The 19,984-nt window shown below is 70.9% G+C and carries 18 protein-coding genes, 1 pseudogene and 1 riboswitch; of the genes and pseudogenes, 13 read left to right on the plus strand and 6 right to left on the minus strand.

The window, feature by feature from the left end:
* Together ACN469_RS14600 and moaA are read left to right on the plus strand one after the other, a co-directional pair.
* The coding region (locus ACN469_RS14600) for an HD-GYP domain-containing protein (protein ID WP_498768261.1) at positions 1–403 on the plus strand (403 nt) is incomplete at its 5' end.
* Between the two features lie 64 nt (positions 404–467).
* Entirely contained in the window at positions 468–1,481 is a 1,014-nt protein-coding gene (moaA, locus tag ACN469_RS14605) for a GTP 3',8-cyclase MoaA (protein ID WP_498768263.1), read from the plus strand.
* Positions 1,482–1,595: 114 nt separating this feature from the next.
* Here moaA and ACN469_RS14610 read toward each other — a convergent pair whose 3' ends face one another.
* The gene (locus ACN469_RS14610) at positions 1,596–1,985 is read right to left on the minus strand and encodes a DUF4870 domain-containing protein (protein ID WP_498768265.1); all 390 of its coding nucleotides are present in this window, start codon (positions 1,983–1,985) and stop codon (positions 1,596–1,598) included.
* 140 nt (positions 1,986–2,125) lie between these two features.
* Entirely contained in the window at positions 2,126–4,000 is a 1,875-nt protein-coding gene (gene thiC / locus ACN469_RS14615; RefSeq protein ID WP_498768267.1) for a phosphomethylpyrimidine synthase ThiC, read from the minus strand.
* 49 nt (positions 4,001–4,049) lie between these two features.
* A riboswitch (TPP riboswitch) is annotated at positions 4,050–4,160 on the minus strand.
* A gap of 222 nt (positions 4,161–4,382) precedes the next feature.
* Between thiC and ACN469_RS14620 the strand changes: the two genes are divergently transcribed.
* The 5 genes from ACN469_RS14620 (at position 4,383) to ACN469_RS14640 (ending at position 9,460) form a co-directional block, all read left to right on the plus strand.
* On the plus strand, positions 4,383–4,814 hold the full coding sequence (locus ACN469_RS14620) for a CBS domain-containing protein (protein WP_498768269.1): 432 nt from the start codon (positions 4,383–4,385) through the stop codon (positions 4,812–4,814).
* 300 nt (positions 4,815–5,114) lie between these two features.
* Complete coding sequence (locus ACN469_RS14625) at positions 5,115–5,636, plus strand: OsmC family protein (RefSeq protein WP_498768271.1); 522 nt, start codon at positions 5,115–5,117, stop codon at positions 5,634–5,636.
* Positions 5,637–5,657: 21 nt separating this feature from the next.
* A complete protein-coding gene (locus ACN469_RS14630) occupies positions 5,658–7,079 on the plus strand; it encodes a sigma-54-dependent transcriptional regulator (protein WP_498768273.1) in 1,422 nt (473 codons plus the stop codon).
* 102 nt (positions 7,080–7,181) lie between these two features.
* Positions 7,182–7,574, plus strand: a complete 393-nt coding sequence (locus ACN469_RS14635; protein ID WP_498768275.1) for a BlaI/MecI/CopY family transcriptional regulator — start codon at positions 7,182–7,184, stop codon at positions 7,572–7,574.
* On the plus strand, positions 7,574–9,460 hold the full coding sequence (locus ACN469_RS14640; RefSeq protein WP_498768293.1) for a M56 family metallopeptidase: 1,887 nt from the start codon (positions 7,574–7,576) through the stop codon (positions 9,458–9,460). Before ACN469_RS14635 ends, ACN469_RS14640 begins: the two co-directional genes overlap by 1 nt.
* A gap of 39 nt (positions 9,461–9,499) precedes the next feature.
* On the opposite strand, the gene ACN469_RS14645 is transcribed toward ACN469_RS14640, so the two are convergent.
* The 4 genes from ACN469_RS14645 to ACN469_RS14660 all read right to left on the minus strand — a co-directional run bounded on the left by ACN469_RS14645 (position 9,500) and on the right by ACN469_RS14660 (position 13,866).
* Positions 9,500–10,606: a sensor histidine kinase gene (locus ACN469_RS14645; RefSeq protein ID WP_498768277.1), complete on the minus strand. Its 1,107-nt coding sequence runs from the start codon at positions 10,604–10,606 to the stop codon at positions 9,500–9,502.
* Positions 10,603–11,316, minus strand: a complete 714-nt coding sequence (locus tag ACN469_RS14650) for a response regulator transcription factor (protein ID WP_498768279.1) — start codon at positions 11,314–11,316, stop codon at positions 10,603–10,605. The genes ACN469_RS14645 and ACN469_RS14650 overlap by 4 nt, the downstream gene beginning before the upstream one ends.
* Positions 11,291–12,484, minus strand: a complete 1,194-nt coding sequence (locus tag ACN469_RS14655) for a sensor histidine kinase (protein ID WP_498768281.1) — start codon at positions 12,482–12,484, stop codon at positions 11,291–11,293. The genes ACN469_RS14650 and ACN469_RS14655 overlap by 26 nt, the downstream gene beginning before the upstream one ends.
* Positions 12,485–12,687: 203 nt before the next feature.
* On the minus strand, positions 12,688–13,866 hold the full coding sequence (locus tag ACN469_RS14660; RefSeq protein WP_498768283.1) for an SRPBCC family protein: 1,179 nt from the start codon (positions 13,864–13,866) through the stop codon (positions 12,688–12,690).
* A 237-nt stretch (positions 13,867–14,103) separates the two neighbouring features.
* Here ACN469_RS14660 and ACN469_RS14665 point away from each other — a divergent pair, with 237 nt between their 5' ends.
* The 6 genes and pseudogenes from ACN469_RS14665 to ACN469_RS14690 all read left to right on the plus strand — a co-directional run.
* Positions 14,104–14,388, plus strand: a complete 285-nt coding sequence (locus ACN469_RS14665; protein WP_498768285.1) for a hypothetical protein — start codon at positions 14,104–14,106, stop codon at positions 14,386–14,388.
* Between the two features lie 184 nt (positions 14,389–14,572).
* Positions 14,573–15,256 carry a phosphoribosyltransferase gene (locus tag ACN469_RS14670; protein ID WP_498768286.1) on the plus strand — a complete coding sequence of 228 codons (684 nt, stop codon included), beginning with the start codon at positions 14,573–14,575 and terminating at the stop codon, positions 15,254–15,256.
* Positions 15,257–15,375: 119 nt separating this feature from the next.
* Positions 15,376–17,499, plus strand: coding sequence for a PAS domain-containing sensor histidine kinase (locus tag ACN469_RS14675; RefSeq protein WP_498768287.1), 2,124 nt, complete (start codon positions 15,376–15,378; stop codon positions 17,497–17,499).
* Positions 17,496–18,860, plus strand: a complete 1,365-nt coding sequence (locus tag ACN469_RS14680; RefSeq protein ID WP_498768289.1) for a sigma-54-dependent transcriptional regulator — start codon at positions 17,496–17,498, stop codon at positions 18,858–18,860. Before ACN469_RS14675 ends, ACN469_RS14680 begins: the two co-directional genes overlap by 4 nt.
* A gap of 109 nt (positions 18,861–18,969) precedes the next feature.
* Entirely contained in the window at positions 18,970–19,344 is a 375-nt protein-coding gene (locus ACN469_RS14685) for a response regulator (RefSeq protein WP_498768291.1), read from the plus strand.
* 128 nt (positions 19,345–19,472) lie between these two features.
* Positions 19,473–19,984 (plus strand): annotated as a pseudogene (locus ACN469_RS14690) (OmpA family protein); the annotation flags it as partial.

The following is a 19,984-nucleotide window of genomic DNA, read 5'->3' on the forward strand; positions in this document are numbered from 1 at the left end:
GGCAGAGATCCACATCGGCGCGCGCATCTTCGCCGTGGCGGACACGCTGGACGCGATGACGAGCGACCGGCCGTACCGCAAGGGCACCTCGTTCGCGAACGCCATCCAGGAGATCCGCCGCTGCGCCAACACCCAGTTCGATCCGGAGGTCGTCCGGGCGTTCCTGGACATCGGCGAAGAGGGCCTCATCCGCATCAAGGAGGAGATGGCGCTTCGGAAGCTCAATCTTCCCGTCGCCGAGGCCGAGGCGCACGAGGCCGAGGCGGAGCTGGCGCGTCTGACGGACCTGGACGACGACCTGGACTCCCCGCCCCCAGCCACCGCCGCCCCGCGCCCCACCACGAACGAGCTGGTCGAGGTGAAGGTGCCGGCCATCCGCTCCGCCACGGGCAGCGAGGGCTGAGGCCCTCATGAGGGGGGATTGAAGTGAACGTCCCCCTGGCGGCTGTTATGAGGTCAGGCCGCCCGTGACGACGCCCGCCCTCCAGACGGATCCGCTCGCTCCGCCCCTGCTGGACGCGCAGGGGCGCCGCATGACGTACCTGCGGCTGAGCATCACGGACCGCTGCAACTTCCGCTGCACCTACTGCTCGCCCGCGTCCTGGGGCGGCAAGAAGGACCTGCTGAACGCGGAGGAGCTGGGACGCATCGCCAGCATCTTCGCCGCGCTGGGCATCCGCCGCGTGCGCCTCACCGGGGGCGAGCCGCTCATCCGCCCGGACATCCTGGAGATCGCCCGGCGCATCGCCACCCTCCCAGGCATACGGCACCTGGCCATCACCACCAACGCCAGCCACCTGGAGGCCCTCGCCGCCCCACTGCGCGAGGCCGGCGTCGACCAGCTCAACCTCAGCCTGGACACGCTGTCGCCGGAGACATTCCGCCGCATCTCCAAGCAGGGTGACTTCAACGCCATCCTCCGGGGCATCGACGCGGCGGCGGCCTCGGGCTACGCCTCGCTCAAGCTCAACGTCGTGGTGATGCGAGGCGTGAATGACGGCGAGGCCCGCGCGCTGGTGGAGTACGCGCACGCGCGCGGCATCACCCCGCGCTTCATCGAGCTGATGCCCTTTGGCCAGGGCGTCCCGGTGCCCACCGCCGAGCTGATGGAGCGGCTGCGCGGCGAGGGCCTGGACCTCTCCGCCGAGCCCGAGGAGCCAGGCGCCGCCGCCGACTCCGTGTCGTCCGGTCCCGCGCGCTACTGGCGGGCACCCGGTGGCCGCGTGGGGTTCATCTCCCCGCTGACCCAGAACTTCTGCGGCGGGTGCAACCGCGTACGCGTGGCCTCGAATGGCGACCTGCGCAGCTGCCTGGGGGGCCGCGCGCAGGCGCCGCTGCACCAGCTCATCCGGGGCGGGGCCACCGACGTGGAGCTGGCCCGGGCCATCCGCGCCGCCCTGGGCGACAAGCCCGAGGGCCACCGCTTCACCGAGCCCGGCAACGGCGCCACGCTGCTGTCGATGATGGGCATCGGCGGCTGAGAGGCCGCGCGTCGCCCGAGCCTCCCTTGAAAAGACGACGGGCGGGCCCGCGCGCTCGCGCATGGCCCGCCCGAGTGGCTCCTGGCTCCCCGAGAGGAGCCGGTGCCTCGCCGACTACTTCACCAACCGGATGGCGAACGGGTACTTGTACAGCTGCCCCTCGTTCGCCTTCAGCCCGCCGATGATGCCGAACACCAGCGCCAGGATGCCGACGATGGGCAGCAACACCAGGCCGATGCCGATACACGACGTGGCGACGCCGACGAGGCCGGCGATGAAGAGGGTGATCTGGAAGTTCAGCGACTCCACCGAGTGCTCGCGAACAAAGGACGACTCCTTGCCCTTGGTCAGCATCAGCACCAGCGGAACCGCGAAGCCCAGGCCCACGAAGTTGGCCAGGATGGTTCCCATGTGGGCGATCAGCCCCATCGTCTTCTCATCCTGGGTCGGCATCGGCGTGCCGGTGATGTACGAACCCACTTGCTCCCGCGGCGGAGTCTCCATGAAGTTTCCCCTCCAGATAATCGAGGGCGCGAACACCGCGCCCATGCCTGCCTAACATGACATGCACCCACTCTCATTGTCACGTCTCGGACAGGTGATGTAGCGGGTCGTTTGACGCCCTCGATTTCGGGCTGTGTGGCTCAGCGATACAACTCGCTGCCCGCCTTCCGGAATTCCTCACTCTTCTGCTCCATCCCCGAGTCGAGCGCGGCGGCATCCGCGACTCCGGTCTTCGCCGCGTAATCGCGAACATCCTGGGTGATTTTCATGGAGCAGAACTGGGGTCCGCACATGGAGCAGAAGTGGGCGACCTTGGCGCCGTCGGCGGGCAGCGTCTCGTCGTGGAAGGCGCGGGCTCGCTCGGGGTCCAGGGAGAGGTTGAACTGGTCCTCCCAGCGGAACTCGAAGCGGGCCTTGGACAGCGCGTTGTCGCGGGCCTGAGCGCCTGGATGCCCCTTGGCCAGGTCGGCGGCGTGGGCGGCGATCTTGTACGTGATGACGCCCTCCTTCACGTCGTCGCGGTCCGGCAGCCCCAGGTGCTCCTTCGGCGTCACGTAGCAGAGCATCGCGCAGCCGAACCAGCCGATCATCGCGGCGCCGATGCCGCTGGTGAAGTGGTCGTACCCCGGAGCGATGTCCGTGGTGAGGGGCCCCAGCGTGTAGAACGGCGCCTCGTCGCACACGGCGAGCTGCCTGGTCATGTTCTCCTGGATGAGGTGCATGGGGACGTGGCCCGGGCCCTCAATCATCGTCTGCACGTCGTGCTTCCAGGCGATCTTGGTCAGCTCGCCCAGCGTCTCCAGCTCGCCGAACTGCGCCGCGTCGTTCGCGTCGGCGATGGAGCCCGGCCGCAGCCCGTCACCCAGGCTGAAGCTGACGTCGTACGCCTTCATGATCTCGCAGATGTCCTCGAAGTGCGTGTAGAGGAAGTTCTCCTGGTGGTGGGCCAGGCACCACTTCGCGAGGATGGAGCCGCCCCGGCTGACGATGCCCGTCAGGCGCTTCGCGGTGAGCGGCACGTAGCGCAGCAGCACGCCCGCGTGGATGGTGAAGTAGTCCACGCCCTGCTCGGCCTGCTCGATGAGCGTGTCGCGGAAGATGTCCCACGTCAGCTCCTCCGCCTTGCCGCCCACCTTCTCCAGCGCCTGGTAGATGGGCACCGTGCCGATGGGCACCGGCGCGTTGCGGAGGATCCACTCGCGCGTCTCGTGGATGTTCCGGCCGGTGGACAGGTCCATCACCGTGTCCGCGCCCCAGCGGATGGACCAGACCATCTTCTCCACCTCCTCCTCGATGGAGGAGGACACGGCGGAGTTTCCGATGTTCGCGTTGATCTTCACCAGGAAGTTGCGGCCGATGATCATCGGCTCCAGCTCCGGGTGGTTGATGTTCGCGGGGATGATGGCGCGACCCCGTGCAATCTCCTCGCGCACGAACTCCGGGGTGATGGCGCGGGGGATGGACGCGCCCCAGGAGTGGCCCGCGTGCTGCGCGGACAGCGACGCGTCCATGCGCAGGTTCTCTCGCAGCGCCACGTACTCCATCTCCGGGGTGATGATGCCGCGCCGGGCATAATGCAACTGGGTGACGTTGCTGCCCTGGCGTGCCACGCGCGGCTTGCGGCGGTGGCCGAAGCGCAGCCCCGCGAGCCGGGGGTCCGCCTCGCGCTCCTGGCCGTACCTGGAGGTGATGCCCGACAGCTCCTCCGTGTCCTCGCGACGCAGCACCCAGGCCTCGCGCGTGGCGGGCAGGCCCCGGCGCAGATCGATGTCCCGCTCCGGGTCCGTGTACGGACCGCTGGAGTCATAGACGAGCACGGGGGGATTCTCCGTCACCCGGGCCTCCTCGCCCGGTCCGTGCCGCGTGGGGGTCTGACTGATTTCCCGCACCGGTACACGCAAGTCGGGGTGCAGCTCCCCACTCACGAACACCTTGCGCGAGGCTGGCAACGGTCCCTGGCTGATGCCTTCGAGCACCTTGCCATCGACCTTGAGGCTCCTGGACGCTCCGCTCATCTCTCTCTCCTCGAGGACGGGCGGGAAGGCAGACGGAAGTCCCCCATGGAGGGATTCCGGGCCGCTTCCCTCCGCCGGTATGACCCGGTTCAGGTTCCAAGGGTTGGCCGCGCCACGCGGCCGTCTCAGCCCCTTACGAGGGGCACCCCTAGCGACTGGGTGAGCATCTAGCGCACACGGGGACGGTCTTCAACCTGCCCGGGAGCCTGGGCCGAAGCGCTCCAGTGAACACCCGGCGCACGCAAGGAATGCGGGGCACCCCATGGAGGCGCAAACCTTGCGCGACCCGGGCGCGGAACTCGCCGCGGCCCGAGGGAAGCCGGCTGGCCCCTGCCGTGCAATACCCCGCCGGGAAGCCCATCAACGACCGGGAGAGCGCCCCATGCAGATTGTCGGAGAGCTGATGACTCGTGAGGTGGTCACGCTCAAGGAGACCCAGAACCTGGGCAAGGCGGAGGAGCTGCTGCGCCTGCATCGCATCCGGCACCTGCCCGTCGTCCGGCAGGGAAAGCTCGTGGGCCTCGTCACCCACCGGGACTTGCTGAGGGCCGCGGCCACGCACACGACGGACCCGGCCGCGCAGCCGCTGTGGGCCGCCGACATCATGACCCGCGACGTGACGACGGTGACGCCCGAGGCGTCCCTGCGCGATGCCGTGGTGATGATGCTGCGCAACAAGTTCGGCTGCCTTCCCGTCGTCGGGCAGGACGGCACGCTGCTCGGCATCGTCACCGAGGCGGACCTGGTGCGGTACGCGCAGCACCTCATCGAGGACAAGGACCGCCGCGAGCTGGCGAAGGAATTCAACGCCTGAGTCCCTCTCGGTGAACCGGCGCCGAGCCCCTGTCCCTGTCGCTCCCCATCACCTCCGTGACGGTCCTCCCGGCATGACTTCCCCTCTCGCCTCGACACGCGAAGACGCCGAGGCGCTGGGCGCGAACCTGGGCGGCATGGCGACGCCCCCGCGTCCACGCCCATCCTCGTCGCCATGGGGTGCTACCCTCGCTCGCCCGTCCAGGGCCGCGGGGCGACTCCCCGGTCCACCATGAAGCAACGTCGCGGCACACGGGTTGAAAGGGCAATGCCGGAACAGGGCCCGGCGGAAGGAGAGCCCATGACGTCCGTGACCGTCACTGAGTACGAAACGCGTCTGTATTGGCAAGGAGAGCGAGGTGCCGTGCTGACGAGCGACCGGGCGCCTCCCGTGCCCATCGGTCTTCCGCTCGTCGAGCCTGGCGCGGCGGAGGACGGCCGATGGGCCCCGGAGACGCTGCTGGTGGGCGCGGTGGAGGGACGCACGCTGCTGGCGTTCCTGGAGCGGGCGCGCGAGGCGGACGTCAAGGTCCTCTTCTACCAGAGCTGCGCGGTGGCTCGCGTGGTGAGCGGACCCGGCCAGCCGGCGCACCTCACCGACCTCATCGTCCGTCCCCATGTGGCCGTCGCCACGGACCTGGACGCGGAGGTGGTGCGGCTCATCTTCTCCGAGCTGCCCGCCCACTGCTTCCCCAGCTCCGTCGTCCAGTTGGCGCCGCGCATCGAGCCCGTCGTCGAAACGTGGCATGCCCGCGCCGCCAGGCCCCTCGCCACGCCGGGCACGCCTCTCGCAGAGGCCCTCCCGAGCATCGCCCTCCCCTGACACCCCCTAGAGCCACCATCCATGTCCGCACAGCGAATCCTGGTCGTCGACGATGAGGACAATGCCCGCAGAGCCATCGCCACCATCCTGAGCGAGGAGGGCTACGACGTGGCCGAAGCCGCCGATGGCGCCGAGGCCCTCGCGCGCGTGTCCGACTTCACTCCCGCGGTGGTGCTCACCGACGTGCGCATGCCTCGGATGGACGGCCTCAGCCTGCTGCGCGCCGCGCGCGAGCAGGGCAGCGACGCGACGTTCGTCATGATGACCGCCTTCGCCAGCGTGGAGATGGCCGTCGAGGCGATGAAGTCCGGCGCGGACAACTTCCTGCTCAAGCCGCTCGACGCCGACCAGGTGCTCGTCACCCTGTCCAAGGTGATGGAGAAGCGCAGCCTGCGCCAGGAAGCGGAGGCGCTCAGGGACCAGGTCCGCACCCGCGTGCGGCGCTTCCACGACATCATCGGCGAGTCCCCGCAGCTCCAGGGCATCTACGACGTCGTGCGCCGCGCGGCGACCACTCGCGCCACGGTGCTCATCCTCGGCGAGTCCGGCACGGGCAAGGAACTCATCGCCCAGGCGCTGCACCAGGAGTCGCCGCGCCGCGACAAGCCCTTCATCCGCGTGCACTGCGCCGCGCTGTCGGAGAACCTGCTGGAGAGCGAGCTGTTCGGCCACGAGAAGGGCTCCTTCACCGGAGCGCTGGCGCGCAAGGAGGGCCGCTTCGAGCTGGCCGACGGCGGCACCCTCTTCCTGGACGAAATCGGGGAGATCTCCCCCACCGTGCAGGTGAAGCTCTTGCGCGTGCTCCAGCAGCGGGAGCTGGAGCGGGTGGGCGGCACCCAGACGCTCAAGGTGGACGTGCGCATCGTCTCCGCGACGCACCGGGACCTCGCCGCGGAGGTGAAGGCGGGCCGCTTCCGCGAGGACCTCTACTACCGGCTCAACGTGGTGAGCGTGACGCTGCCGCCGCTCCGAGACCGCAAGAGCGACATCCCCGCGCTGGTGAACCACTTCCTGGAGAAGTACGGCGAGGCCTACGGCAAGCAGATCCGCGGCCTGGCGCCGGGCACGCTCCAGGCGCTGCTCGCGCACGACTGGCCGGGCAACATCCGCGAGCTGGAGAACGCGATTGAGCGCTCCGTCGTCCTCACCCAGGGCCAGGAGCTGACGACGGACGACCTGCCGCCCGTGCTGCGCGGCCCTCGCCCTTCCGGCACGAGCACGGGCGCGCTCATCCCCGGCGCCACGCTCGCGGCCATCGAGCGCGAGGCCATCCTCCGCACCCTGGAGATGGTGCAGGGCTCCACGTCGCGCGCGGCGGAGGTCCTCGGCATCAGCGTGCGGAAGATCCAGTACCGCCTCAAGGAGTACGGCTCGCAGGGCGACGGGGCCCCGGTGAAGCCCGACGCCGACGAGCTGCCCGGAGACCTGGCCGCGGAGTCCTGACGCGAAGGCGAACACCGCCGCGCGCGCGACGCGGTGTTCCATGACGGGCATCTACGACGTCCGTCGTTGACAGTTACGACGCACGTCGTAATACTTTCGCGAATGACGCCCGTTCCACCGCAGCCGACGCGCGCCGAGCTGGCCATCCTTCGAGTCCTCTGGCAGTTGGGGCCCAGCACCGTTCGTCGGGTGCATGAGTCGCTCCGGGACACGCAGGACAAGGACACCGGCTACACCACGGTCCTCAAGCTCCTTCAGAACATGACGGAGAAGGGGCTCGTGCAGCGCGACGAGAGCGAGCGCACCCACGTCTACGAAGCGGCCCTGAGCCAGAAGCGCACGCAGCGGGACTTGCTGCGCGACTTGATGGACCGGGCCTTCGGCGGCTCGGCGTCCAGCGTGGTGGCCCAGGCGCTTTCGATGAAGCGGGCCTCCTCGGAGGAGCTGGCGGAGATCCGGAAGCTGCTCGACGAGCACGAGAGGCGGGGGAAGTGATGGACGTGCTGGACTCACTGGAACAAGCCCTGCTCGCCTTCGCATGGCAAGGCGCGGCCGTGGCGCTGGTGGTCGCGGGGCTCCTGTCCTTGATGTCGCGCCGCTCCGCGCGAGGCCGCTACGCCGTCGCATGTCTGGGCCTGCTGACCATGGCCCTGCTACCGCTCGCCACGTTCATCGGCGCGCTGATGCGGACGACGGGCGCGGCGACTCCGACGGCGTCCGCCCGGATGCTCCTGTCGGCGACGCTGCCTCCGGGCACCACGCTGGAGACCGTGGCCGAGCCCGCGACGGTGGCGGCCGGGATGTCCTGGCTGGAGCTGCTGCGCCCCTGGCTCCTGCCGGCCTGGTGCTGCGGCGTGCTGCTGCTGTCGGCGCGGATGCTCATCTCCTGGTACGCGGCCCAGCGGCTGTCCCGGCTGCACACCCAGGAGCCCGCGCCCGCCTGGCGTGAGGCCCTGGGGCAGGCGTTGTCGCGGCTGCGCCTGACGCGCCCCGTCCGACTGCTGGCGTCCGCTCGCGTCGACGTGCCCCAGGTCATCGGCCTGTGGCGCCCCCTCATCCTCGTCCCCGTGGGCGCCATCACCGGACTGACCCCCGCGCAGTTGGAGGCGGTGCTCGCGCACGAGCTCGCGCACATCCAGCGGCACGACTACCTGGTCAACCTGCTCCAGGCGCTGGTGGAGACGTTCCTCTTCTACCACCCGGCCGTCTGGTGGCTGTCGCACCGCATCCGCGAGGAGCGCGAGCACTGCGCGGATGACCTCGCCGTGCGGTCGTGCGGAGACGCCTTCCTCTACGCTCGCGCGCTCGCGCACATCGAGCAGCTTCGCGCGCCGCCGTCCGCCCTGCTCGCGCTCGGCGCGGATGGGGGCTCGCTGCTGGGACGCATCCGCCGCCTCCTGGCCGTGCCGGAGCCGCATGCCCCGCGCAGGTCCTGGCGGCTGGTCAGTGGACTGGGTGGGGCAGCGCTCGCCCTCGCGCTGGGCACCTCCCAGATGCCGTTGCCGGCGATGGCCGTTCAGCCTGGCGCCTCCGACACCGCCTCCACCGAGGCCTCCGCCATGGCGAGCCACGAGCGGGCCTTCGCCGCGGACGAGACGCCCATCCACCGGCCGCTCGTCGCGCCCCTGCCGCGGGTCCTGCCCGTCACCATCTCCTCCACCGTGGGCCGGCCGGTCCGCGCCACCGCCAAGGCGCTTCCGAAGAAGGTGCGCGAGCCGGGCCCGCGTCCGCTGCTCATCCCGGACACGCAGGGCATCGTCCGCACGGAGCTGCCCCGGACGCCGTATTCGCTCGACGCGGAGCCGGCCGCTCCCGCCATCGCCCTCGAGAGCGCGCCTGGCGCCCCCGTCCAGGTGGCCGAGGCTCCGCCGCCCGTGGAGCCGCCCCTCCCCACGATTGTTCCGGTGGCCACCACGCCCGTGCCCGCGCAGGACGGCGTCTTCACGCTCGGCCCCGGCATCACCCCGCCCCGCTTCCTGTCCGGGCGTCGGCTGGGCTTCGCGGACCTGACCCAGAACATGCGCTCACGCATGTCCGCCGTCCCCAAGGGCGCGGTGGTGACTCGCTGCACCATCACCGCCGAGGGCACCGTCACCGACTGCAAGTCGCTCCAGGGCCTCTCCGGCCTGGAGGACGGCGTCATCCGCACGCTCACCACGTGGCGCTATGAGCCCGCCACCATCGAGGGCAAGCCCGTACCCGTGCACTACGAGTTCGACATCTGGTTCACCAACGAGCCCGGTGGCGGCATGGACGAGCGTCGGCAGGTCGCCAGCGCGGACAAGCCGGGCAAGCGCGCGGACGGCTCCAACCAGAGCGCCTGCATCCTCTGCGCGAGCGTCTCCGCGTCCAGCCTCGCGACTCCGCCGCTGGGGTTCTGAGCTTCCCCCGCGATTGACCCCGGTGCGCGCGGCGCTGCTCTACCGCGCCACCGGCACTCGCAGCAGGAAGCGAGCCCCACCGCCGGGCGCGGTCCCCACCTCCAGCGTGCCTCCGTGCTGCGTGACGATGGCGTGGACGATGGGCAGCCCCAGCCCCGAGCCTCGGGCCTTGGTGGTGAAGAAGGGCTCGAAGATGCGGTCTCTCATCGCCACGGGGACACCCGGGCCGGTGTCGTCCAACGTGAGCCACACCCGCCCCTCCTCCGTGCCGACGGTCAAGGTCACCCGGCCTCCCGCGGGCGTGGACTCCAGCGCGTTGAGGCACAGGTTGATGAGTACCTGGCGCAGCCGCTCCTCCTCGCCGGACAGCGCGGGCAGCGGCCCCTCCGGGATGACGTGCGTCAGCGTCACCTTCCGCGTCTCGGCCTGACTGCTCAAGAGGTCTACCACGCGGCGCACCAGCGCCTTCACGTCCACGGAGCCGGGGCGGAACTCCCGGGGACGGGCGAACTGGAGGAAGTCCTCCAGGATGTGATCCAACCGGCGAATCTCGTCGCGCACCAGGAGCAGCGGCTCCAACAGCGCGCCCTGCTGTCCGTCGGGCAGCCTGCGCACGCGCCGCTCCAGCACGGACAACTGGAGCGCGGCGGCGTTGAGCGGATTGCGAATCTCGTGCGACAGCCCCGCCGTCATCGTCCCCACGGCGGCCAGCTTCTCCGTCACCTGCGCGCGCCGCGCCAGCTCGCGCTTCTCCGCGTGCAGCCGCACCTGCCGCATCGCCTGCTCCAACGTGAGGAGCAACTCGCGCGGCGCGCACGGCTTCATCAAATAGGCACACGCTCCCGCGCGCACCGCCGCCACGGCCGTCTCCAGCGTGGCGAAGCCCGTGAGCAGCACCACCTCCGAGTCCGGCGCGCTCGCCTTCAGCTCCGCCGCCAGCGCCGTCCCGTCACCGTCCGGCAAGCGCAGGTCCACCAGCGCCACGTCAAAGCCCTCGCTCGCCTTCTCCCGCGCCCCTCGGCACGTCGACGCCGCGCGCACCGAGTAGCCCGCGTCCCCCAGCAGCTCATCCAGGTTGTCGAGGAACGCCGCGTTGTCATCCACGACGAGGACGCGCGCGGGAGGCTGGGCCAGGGGCTCGCTCATGACCGGGCCCCGGGCCGCGCGGCGTACTTCGCCTCCAGCGCGCCGAGGAGCGCTCCTGTGTCGAAGGGCTTGGAGAAGACCTCCACGCCCACGTCCAGCGGAGCCAGGTCCGGCCACGCCGTCATGACGAAGGTGGGGAGGCTCGGGTAGCGCGCGCGCAGCCGCCGGAGCGTCTCGCCGTCGGGCCCGCCAGGCATGCGCAGATCCACCAGCGCGGCGAACGGCGTCGCGCACGCGAGCAGGTCCGCGTCCAGCACCGACGTCACCGTCACACACGAGAAGCCCCGCGCGCGCAGCACCTCGGAGAGGTTGTCGCTCAGCGCCGGGTCGTCCTCCGCCACCACCACCAGCCCATCGCGTCGCGCGCTGGCCAGGAGCCCCATCAGCGTGGAGATGGGCACGGGCTTGGGAAGCACCGCGAGCAGGCCCTCCCGCCGTGCCGTCTCCAGGTCGTCCTCGCGGGGATAGGCCGTCATCACCACGGCGGCGAGCCCCGGGTCCACGCGCCGGATGCGGTGCACCGCGTCCGCGCCGCTCATGCCGGGCATGCGCATGTCCGTCACCAGCGCGTCGAAGCGCGTAGTGCTTACCTCGCGCAGCGCCTCCTCACCCGTGGCGACGACGGTGGCCTCGTGGCCTTCGTCCCTGAGGATCTCCGCCAGGTTCTCCGCCAGCGCCCGGTTGTCATCCAGCAGGAGGTAACGACGCATGCGAGCCCTCCTCTGGCGTGCTGGGCAGCTGAATCACGAAGCGGGCACCCGCCCCGGCGCGCGGCGCGTAGGAGATGGTGCCGCCATGGCGCTCCAGGATGCGCCGGACGAGCGGCAGCCCCAGGCCGATGCCCCGGGCCTTCGTCGTCATCAGCGGCTCGAAGAGGCGCCCCCGGATGACGTCGCTGACGCCCGGCCCCGAGTCCTCCAGCACCAGCTCCACCCCGCCGGACTCGCGCGTGGCGCCGACGAGCGTCACGTCGCCACCCGACTCCTCCAGCGCCTGCACCGCGTTCTCCAGCAGGTTGACGAACACCTGCCGCAGCTGCCCCGCGTCCCCGTGCACGGGCGGCAGCGCCACGAGCCCCTCCGCGTTGACGCGGACCTGCTCCGGACGGACCACGGCCTTGAGGGCCTCCTGCCAGACCTCGTCCAGCCAGACCTCCTGGCGCTGCAGCGGCCGGTCCCGAATCATGTCCAGCAGGTCGGAGACGATGTGGTTGGCGATGCCCACCTGCTCGCCGATGCGGTCCAGGTGCTTCGTCGTGCGCTCGTCAATCGACGGGCCCGCGCGGCTGCGCAGGATGTAGAGCGAGGTCTCGATGACGCCCAGCGGGTTGCGCAGCTCGTGGCCGATGGAGCCCACCAGTTGGCCGAAGGTCGCCAGTCGCTCGGTGCGCGCCTGCTGCGCGAGCAGGTCCTCGCGGTACGTGTGGAGCATGATGGCCAGCTCCAGGTCCAGGATGCGCCCCAGCCCCGCGCGGGCGCTGTGCAGCGTCTCCGGCTGGTGCAGGTACGCCGAGTCGATGATGGCGTTGAGCTCCTGGCGCAGCACGTTCATCGCGCCGAACATGTAGTGCTGCGGCAGCGAGATTCGCACGTGCATCCGGCCGATGCGGCAGCGCAGGGCGAAGTAGGCCTCATCCCACGGGCCCCGCAGGAGCTGGTCCATCCACACCTGCAGCGTGCCGCGCAGGTGCCCCACCTGACTCTCTCCGCCCTCCAGGGCCCGACGCGCCCCCTCGTGCTCCAGGATGCGGTCGTAGAAGACGCGAGCGATGCGGGGGAAATGCGGGTGCGCGATGGCATGGAGGCCGACGAGTGACTGCTCGTCCCGCGCTCCAAAGCCCACGTACCGCTTCAGCTCCTCGAACAAGGTTTCCGCCATGGTTTCAGGGCCCGAGATTAACCGCTCGCCCCGCATCGGAGGAGGAACTCTGAAGCAAGCACCACGCCACTCACGGTGGGGCAAAGAGGCCCCCACGGGCGCACGATTTGCGCACCCGCCGACCTGGAGTCAGGGGTGCGCAAATCCTGCATGCACCGGGTGTGCGGCGACGAGGCTGCTCGCCCACCCTCCGGCCAGTGGACTCAGTGCATCAGCGACTGTCGGCCCCCGCGCGACAGGGACTCGCGCGTCACCGTCTCGCGCCCCGTCGCCTTGCCGCGCTCCAGCAGGGACTTCAGGCGCAGCAGGTCATCGTCCATCTGCCGCTTGGGGTCCACGCCCAGCATGCGCGCGAAGGCGTGGCCGATGGCGCCCGCGGGCGGGTTGTACGAGAGGCGGATGTCCACCCGCGTCCCGCCCTTCGGCGTGGGCTCGAAGTGGATGACGCCCGCGTTCTCCACGGACGTGCCCTGCACGCTCTTCCACGCGAGCAGCTTGTTGGGCACGCGCTGCGTGACGACGGCCTGCCATTCGAAGTGGAGCCCCGCGGGGCCCTTCACCTTCCAGTTCGAGCGGCCCTCGGAGTCGACGCGAATCTCATCCACGTGCGTCATGAAGCGCGGGAAGTTCTGCATCGCGTCCCAGAAGGCGAAGACCTCCTCCACCGGCGCGTTCACCGTGATGTCCTTGTGGAGGGTGATGGCGCGATGCCCCACGCCGATGCCGGTGAGCCGCCGCAGCTCCAGGTTGCTCAACGCGCGCAGCCCCAGCACGAAGCCTCCCGCGCCGAGCAGCGCCCCCAGCACTCCTCTGCGCTGGATGGCCCCCGACGCGAGCGACAGGGCCCCGAGCGCGCCGAAGAACCGCGCCGAGGGAGACCAGCGCGAAGCGCCGAAGGGCCGCGTCGGCCCACCGCGCGAGAGCCCGCCTTGAAGCTCGGACCGACGCGCGGAGTCCGCGAAGGGCAGCAGCCGGTTCTCCACGCCGCGCACCCCGCGCACGCGTCCGATGAACGGGACCACGCGCTTGAGCTCGTCGAGCAGGATGGAGCCCTCGAGCGTGATGACGCCGTCACGCGCGGCCACCTTCACGGAGCCCGGATGCGAGCACACGCGGCCCAGCGCGGCCCGGACGCGCTCGGAGAGCGTCACGTCGTCCACCGTCTCCGAGCGGAACCGGCCGATGGACTCCAGGAACAGGCCCCGTGAGCGCTGGGTCAAGTCCCGCTTGACGACGCCCGCCGCGCTCCCGGCCTCGTGGGCGGCGTGCACCGCCTTGCCTTGCAGGTGTGACCTGCGCCATCGACCACTGCGCGGATCGCTCCAGTACATCAACCCCACACCCAACCCCAGACCACTCAGTCCCCAAAAGGCTGCCTTCATGTCGTGCCTCCTGTTCGGTTTTCGATGAGCCCCATCCGGGGAACGTGAAGGCGCTCGTGCCGCGGTGCAGCAGCCACGGGCCGGCGGCTCCAGGCCCCGAGGGGACGCTCGCCACCCCATGAGCCCCGGAGCGCCCAAGGCCCTGCTTGGGACGTGGACGGGCCGGTGCCCGCCTGCCCGAGCATGCACAGGTTGAGCGGGCGGACAGACGACGACCTCTTCAGGAGCGCCCCACGCATGCCGACGCAGCAACCGCCGATTCCCGGAATGCCCACGCCACCGCCGCCCACGCGCGAGCCGACGCCCAACACCCCGGTGAAGGAGCCCGACCCGCAGACGCCCCAGCGTGAGCCGCCGCTCCAGCAACCGCCCGAGGAGGAGCCTCCTCGGCGGAGCCCACCCGAAATCGAGCCGCCGCTCCCACCGGACATCACCCCGCCGGGCATCCACGACCCGCCGCCTCCAGGGCAGCCGGGCAAGCCCAACATCATCGCGGGTGACACCGGGTCCCAGACCTCCTGAGCGACAGGCAGCCGTCCTGACGGGAGCCCCTCGCGCAGGCACTCCTGGCGGGCCAGGCCTCGGGATGGCTTCGCCCTCGCTCGCTCGACGGGCGGTGAGCGAGGCGGGCCGTTTCTCCAGGCACGCGTCGTGGCCAGTTTGCTCGCGAGAGGTGCGCGAGGAGGCACCCGACAAGGAGCTTCGCATGCAAGGCCCTGCGTTCCTGGACCGCTTCACGGCGGGTCGAGTCCTCGCGGAGCGTCTCGCTCATCATGGCTTCCGTCCGGACACCCGGGTGCTGGCCCTGCCACGCGGCGGCGTCCCCGTGGGCTACGAGGTGGCACGGATGCTGGGCGCGCCCCTGGACGTGTTCATCGTCCGCAAGCTGGGGACGCCCGGTCACGAGGAGCTGGCGATGGGCGCCATCGCCACCGGGGGCGTGCGCGTGCTCAACACCGAGGTGATTGACGAGGAGGGCATCCTCCCGGAGCAGCTCGACGAGGTCGCCGAGCGAGAGGACCTGGAGCTGCGGCGCCGCGAGGCCCACTACCGCCAGGGCAGACCCGCGCTGGACGTGCGCGGACGCAACGTCATCCTCGTGGACGACGGACTCGCCACCGGCTCCTCCATGCGCGCCGCCGTGGCCGCGCTGCGCAAGCAGGGCCCCGCTCGCATCATCGTCGCCGTGCCCGTGGCTCCCGTCGAGACGTGCGAATCCATCGAAGCGCTGGTGGACGAGACGGTGTGCGCGCGGACCCCGGAGCCGTTCTTCGCGGTGGGCCTCTGGTATCGGCGGTTCGAGCAGACCTCCGACGAAGAGGTGCGCGAGTTGCTGGAGCGCGCGGCGCGGGAGTCGGGGCTGCACCCGGAGCAGCCGGGTCCGGCGTGAGTCTGGTGGGCGCGGAGGACCCGCCCCCTTGCTCACCGAACGACGGAGGCACCCGTCCCCAGGCCCGGCGGCGCGGTGTCGAGCACGATTCCGGTTAGGCTCGCGCTCCTCACACCCCCATGCACGAGTTCCCCACCCGTCGTCAGATGCTGCTGGCCGTCCTCATGGCCACCGCGCTCGCCGCCCTCATCGAGTGGGCGTGGGCCAGCGCGGACGCGGCGAGTCCCCTGCCCCGTGTCCTCTCCACCTCGTTCCTGGTGCTGACGTGTGCCGGCACGCCCGCGCTGCTGCTCGCGCACGCTCGGGAGCGCACCCGCCGCGAGCGCGACGCCGCCCTGCGCAGCGCCGGTGACTCCAGCGCCCTGCGCGACGCCATGATGGACGTCACGCCCGTGGGCTTCGCCTTCTTCGACCGCAACCTGCGCTACATCCACGTCAACGCGGCCCTCGCGGCGATGAACGGCCTGCCGGCGGGCGGACACCTGGGCCGCCACGTGTCGGAGGTGATGCCCGAGCTGGGGCGGCTGCTCGCGCCGCGACTCCAGCGCGCGCTGGAGACGGATGCGCCCGTCCAGGACACCTGCCTGGAGGTGGAGACTCCCGCCGCGCCGGGCGAGCCCCGCTTCTGGTTCGGCAGCTACTCGCGCGTGCGCGGCACCGGCGGCGAGGTGCTTGGCGTCATCGCCGCGCTCTCGGAGCTGACCGAGCGCATGCGCGCCGAGGAGAGCCTCCAGGAACACGAGGGCCTCCTCGACGTCCTCACCCGCTCGCTGCCCGACTACCTGTGGGGCGGCAAGCTGCGCGACGGCGCGCTGCGCGACTTCTACTGCACGCCCGTCATCGAGCGCACCACCGGCTACCCCGCCTCGGCCTTCGCCGAGCCCGGCCCCGGCGGCGGCCCTCCTCCCTTGTGGGCGGGGATGATCCACCCCGAGGACCGCGCTCGCTACCGCGCTCGCATCGAGTCGCTCGCGCCCAGCTCCGAGGTGGAGCTGGAGCACCGCCTCATCTGCGCCGACGGCCGCGTGCGCTGGGTCCGCAGCCGCGCGGCGGCCTCCGCGAAGGACAGCCAGGGCGAGCTGCACGTGGGCTGCGTCGTCACCGACATCACCGACCGCTACCTCGCGGACGAGCTGCGCCAGCGCCTCCACGAGAGCTTCCGTCGCTCCGCCCAGGAGTGGCGCCGCACGTTCGACGCCGTCACCTCGCCGCTCGTCGTGCTCGGCGCGGACGGCACCATCCAGCGCCTCAACGCCGCCGCGTGCATCCTCTTCGGTGGGCTGGACCCCTCCGGCCAACCCCTGTCCACCGTCGCCTCCGAGCCACCGTGGTCCAGCACGCCGCCGCTGGTGGACGAGCTTCGCCGCACGCATGGCAGCCTCACCCGCGAGGTGAAGGACCCCCGCTCGCGCCGCACGTGGGAGCTGTCCGCCGCGTGGGTGGACGAGGTCGGCGGCGAGGACTCGCGCATCATCGTCGTCGCCACCGAGGTGACGCACTTGCTGGAGCTGCAGGCCAGCCTGCGCCGCAGCGAGACGATGGCCGCGATGGGCGCCATCGTCGCGGGCGTGGCCCACGAGGTCCGCAACCCCCTCTTCTCCATCTCCGCCGTGGTGGACGCCGTGGAGGCCACCGTCGGAGCCCGCACGGAGATGGCCCCGTACCTGGACGTGCTGCGCGGCGAGGTGCGGCGCCTCAACCACCTCACCCAGGAGCTGTTCGAGTACGGCCGCCCCACCCGGGGCGAGTGGGTGGAGGGCCCCGTGCGGCCCGTCGTCGAGGAGGCGCTGGCCGCGTGCGCGCTCACCGGAGAGCAGTCCCGCGTGACGGTGACGCAGACGCTCGCGGAGGCCCTGCCTCCGGTGCGCATGGACTCGCGGCGGCTGTTCCATGTCTTCCGCAACGTGCTGGAGAACGCCGTGCAGCACTCGCCCGCGGGCACCACCGTGAAGGTGGCCACCACGCCGCTGGAGGAAGAGGGCCGCGCCTGGGTGCGCTGCACCGTGAGGGACGGCGGGCCGGGCTTCCGCGAGGAAGATTTGCCCCACGTCTTCGAGCCCTTCTTCAGCAAGCGCAGGGGCGGCACGGGACTGGGGCTGTCCATCGTCCAGCGCATCCTGGAGGAACACCAGGGCGTCATTCGCCTGCGCAACCATCCGGAGGGTGGCGCGGAAGTCACGCTGCTGCTACCAGCGGTGTCCTCGCCTTCCGTCAGCATGCACCTGGACTCGCTCGCCTCATGACGACACGAACCCGCATCCTCCTCGTGGACGACGAGCCCGGCGTCCGGCTGGGCATGAGGGGCTACCTCACCGCCCACGGCTTCGACGTGGATGAAGCCCAGAGCCTCGCCGAGGCCCAGGAGGTCTTTCGCACGCACCGCCCCGACGTCGCGGTGGTGGACTACCGCCTGACGGACGGCACCGCGCTGGAGCTGCTGCCCCGCCTCAAGGAGATTGACGCGGCCGTGCCGCTCGTCGTCCTCACCGGCCACGGCTCCATCGAGCTGGCCGTCCAGGCCGTCAAGGAAGGCGCCGAGCAGTTCCTCACCAAGCCCGTGGAGCTGGCTGTCCTCAAGGTCGTACTGGAGCGACTGGTGGCCCAGCGCCGCGAGCGGCAGCGCCTGCGCGCCGACCTGTCCCGCACCGCGCGCGCCACGGTGGATCCCTTCCTGGGCACCAGCGCCGCCATCCAAAACCTGCGCGCCGAGGCCGAGCGCATGCAGCACAGCGACAGCCCCGTGCTCGTCACCGGTGAGACGGGCAGCGGCAAGAGCGTGCTCGCGCGCTGGCTTCACGAAGGCGGCCCGCGCGCGGACGCGCCCTTCGTGGACCTCAACTGCGCGGCGCTGTCGAAGGACCTGCTGGACTCGGAGCTGTTCGGCCACGAGAAGGGCGCCTTCACCGGCGCGGTGGCCGCGAAGCAGGGCCTGCTGGAGGTCGCGGACCGGGGCACGCTGTTCCTCGACGAGATTGGCGACATGGACCTGGCCGTCCAGCCCAAGCTCCTCAAGGTGCTGGAGGAGAAGCGCTTCCGAAGGCTCGGTGACGTGCGCGACAGGCGCGTCGACATTCGCCTCATCGCGGCCACGCACCAAGACCTGGGCGTCGCCACGCGCGAGAAGCGCTTCCGCGGCGACCTCTACTTCCGCGTCAGCACGCTCATCCTCCACGTGCCCGCGCTGCGCGAGCGCACCGAGGACATCCCCGTGCTCGCCCGCCACTTCCTCGCGGAGATGGGCGGCGCGCGCGGACGGGGCGGCGTGGGACTCCAGCCCGACGCGGAGGCCGCGCTCACGCGCTACCCCTGGCCCGGCAACATCCGAGAGCTGCGCAACGTGCTGGAGCGCGCCGTGCTGCTGTCCGGCGGCGGCCCCCTGTCCCGTGGAGACCTGCGCTTCGAGGCCTCCACCGACGAGCCCCGCGTCGAGGACGACCTGACGCTGGAGGAACTGGAGCGCCGCCACATCGAGCGCGTCCTGCGCCGCGAGAATGGCCACGTCGAGCGCGCCGCCCTCCGCCTCGGAATCCCCCGCTCCTCCCTCTATGAGCGGCTGAAACGTTTGGGAATCAACAGATCCGGATTCCAGAAGTCGGATCCGTGATCTGGAAAAACCCGCCTCCGCTGGAAGGGGGTGGGTTCGCAAGTGCCGGAAAAGTCGTCCGGCCAGGGTGAGAAAGACCCCTGGCCCCTGACTTGCTCACGGCCCGCGCGTGTCCCAGAACCTCCTCATCGTCGACGACGAATCCGCGCTGTGTTGGGTGCTCGGGCAGTTCTTCGCGAGCGCGGGGTATCGCGTCGACTCGGCGCAGGCGCTGGATGAAGCGCTGGGGCTGATGACGACGGGCCGCTACGACCTGGTCATCAGCGACTTGCGGTTGAGTGGCACACAATCCGAAGAAGGGCTGGTGCTGGCGGACTTCGTGCGTCGCTTCACGCCGGACACGCGGGTGGTGTTGCTCACGGCGTTCGCCTCGCCGGAGCTGACGACGCGGGCCCGGGAGTTCGGGGTGGACCTCGTGTTGCCCAAGCCGCAGCCCTTGCCCTCGCTGGCCCGGCACGTCTCCGAATTGTTGGCGGCCCGTTGATGCGGCCCAGGCCCTTCTGGCACCGTCGGGTCATGCGAGTGCATTCCCACCCCCCTGTCCCCCCCGCATCGCGCGGACGGAGCACGAGGACCCTGGCGCGGCACGCGGCTGACGTCGGAAGTTCCCTGATGCTGGCGCTGCTGGTGGCCGTCCTCCTGACGACAGGCACGGCCCGAGCGCAGGCCCAGGTCTCCCAGGCCATCGACGTGCAGCAGTACAAGCCCGGGCCGGGCGCCTACGACGTGCTGGGACTGCATGGCGCGCGCGTGGGCAAGCACCTGGATTGGAACCTGGGGCTGTCCGCCAACTTCGCGCAGGATCCGCTCAACCTGTTGGATCCGCGCCGCGACGAGTTCGTGTACCGCATCGTCGACAGCCAGCTCACCGTGGACCTGATGGGCGCGGTGGCCCTGTTCGATCGACTGGAAGTGGGCGTGTCGCTCCCCCTCTCCACGACGTCGTCGCAGCCCGCGACGGCCATCTCCCCCACGCTGGCGAACGGCGCGGCGGGCACGGGCGTGGGTGACCTGCGGCTGGTGCCGAAGGTGCGGCTGTTGTCGACGGAGGGGGGCCTGCACCTGGCCTTCGTCGCGCCGGTGACGTTGCCCACCGCGGGCGGCTCGGACTTCCTGGGGACGAA

The sequence above is a fragment of the Corallococcus terminator genome (genome assembly GCF_049194865.1).
Classification (GTDB): Bacteria; Myxococcota; Myxococcia; order Myxococcales; family Myxococcaceae; genus Myxococcus; species Myxococcus terminator_A.

What these genes read in the sequence shown, in the direction of transcription:
- ACN469_RS14670 (WP_498768286.1), top strand. Translation starts at nt 14,573, where the DNA reads ATGCAAGGCCCTGCGTTCCTGGACCGCTTCACGGCGGGTCGAGTCCTC.
- ACN469_RS14650 (WP_498768279.1), bottom strand. Translation starts at nt 11,316, where the DNA reads ATGCGTCGTTACCTCCTGCTGGATGACAACCGGGCGCTGGCGGAGAAC.
- ACN469_RS14660 (WP_498768283.1), bottom strand. Translation starts at nt 13,866, where the DNA reads ATGAAGGCAGCCTTTTGGGGACTGAGTGGTCTGGGGTTGGGTGTGGGG.
- ACN469_RS14625 (WP_498768271.1), top strand. Translation starts at nt 5,115, where the DNA reads ATGACGTCCGTGACCGTCACTGAGTACGAAACGCGTCTGTATTGGCAA.
- ACN469_RS14655 (WP_498768281.1), bottom strand. Translation starts at nt 12,484, where the DNA reads ATGGCGGAAACCTTGTTCGAGGAGCTGAAGCGGTACGTGGGCTTTGGA.
- ACN469_RS14675 (WP_498768287.1), top strand. Translation starts at nt 15,376, where the DNA reads ATGCACGAGTTCCCCACCCGTCGTCAGATGCTGCTGGCCGTCCTCATG.
- ACN469_RS14645 (WP_498768277.1), bottom strand. Translation starts at nt 10,606, where the DNA reads ATGAGCGAGCCCCTGGCCCAGCCTCCCGCGCGCGTCCTCGTCGTGGAT.
- ACN469_RS14620 (WP_498768269.1), top strand. Translation starts at nt 4,383, where the DNA reads ATGCAGATTGTCGGAGAGCTGATGACTCGTGAGGTGGTCACGCTCAAG.
- ACN469_RS14640 (WP_498768293.1), top strand. Translation starts at nt 7,574, where the DNA reads ATGGACGTGCTGGACTCACTGGAACAAGCCCTGCTCGCCTTCGCATGG.
- ACN469_RS14680 (WP_498768289.1), top strand. Translation starts at nt 17,496, where the DNA reads ATGACGACACGAACCCGCATCCTCCTCGTGGACGACGAGCCCGGCGTC.
- ACN469_RS14665 (WP_498768285.1), top strand. Translation starts at nt 14,104, where the DNA reads ATGCCGACGCAGCAACCGCCGATTCCCGGAATGCCCACGCCACCGCCG.
- ACN469_RS14630 (WP_498768273.1), top strand. Translation starts at nt 5,658, where the DNA reads ATGTCCGCACAGCGAATCCTGGTCGTCGACGATGAGGACAATGCCCGC.
- thiC (WP_498768267.1), bottom strand. Translation starts at nt 4,000, where the DNA reads ATGAGCGGAGCGTCCAGGAGCCTCAAGGTCGATGGCAAGGTGCTCGAA.
- ACN469_RS14635 (WP_498768275.1), top strand. Translation starts at nt 7,182, where the DNA reads ATGACGCCCGTTCCACCGCAGCCGACGCGCGCCGAGCTGGCCATCCTT.
- ACN469_RS14610 (WP_498768265.1), bottom strand. Translation starts at nt 1,985, where the DNA reads ATGGAGACTCCGCCGCGGGAGCAAGTGGGTTCGTACATCACCGGCACG.